This window comes from Mesorhizobium sp. M00.F.Ca.ET.216.01.1.1 (assembly GCF_004010325.2).
GTDB lineage: Bacteria > Pseudomonadota > Alphaproteobacteria > Rhizobiales > Rhizobiaceae > Mesorhizobium.
The window spans coordinates 1-414 of the sequence record NZ_SADR02000157.1; the positions used below are offsets into that span (position 1 = coordinate 1).

Sequence of the window (414 nt, forward strand, 5' to 3'; positions counted from 1 at the left end):
CTTCATATGCATCCCTGAAATCGGCGCCGATTTCGCCCAGGAAGCTCGACTCCGCGCTTTGGGCGATGTCGCGGTGGCGTTTCTGGTAGAGCTCCCACAGCTTGGCGTTGCGCCCGCCGGAAAGCAGGTTGCCGAGCGCGGAATTGGACTTGAGCTCTTCCTCGATCGCCGCCGGATCGAAGCGGTCGATCATGCGCCGCAGCGCCGCCTGGACGCCGCGCCAGGCGCGCACGTGGTGCTGCGCGAGATCCTTCACCGCATCGGCGATCGCCGCTTCGCCGGAGAGAAAGCCGGGGCTGCGTTCCGAGATGATGGTGACGATGACGTCCTCGACCGTCGGCAGGAATTTGAGCGGGTTGACCTCGGAAGCGCCGACCATCGTCTGGGCGACGCGCGCGCTTCCCTTCTCCTCGG

General features: G+C 65.9%; 1 protein-coding gene. It reads right to left on the reverse strand.

All coding sequences use genetic code 11. The annotated features are described in order from the left end of the window. Nucleotides 1-414 (reverse strand): type VI secretion system-associated FHA domain protein TagH (gene tagH / locus EN859_RS35520; RefSeq protein ID WP_135913627.1); only part of this gene is annotated, 414 nt, incomplete at both ends.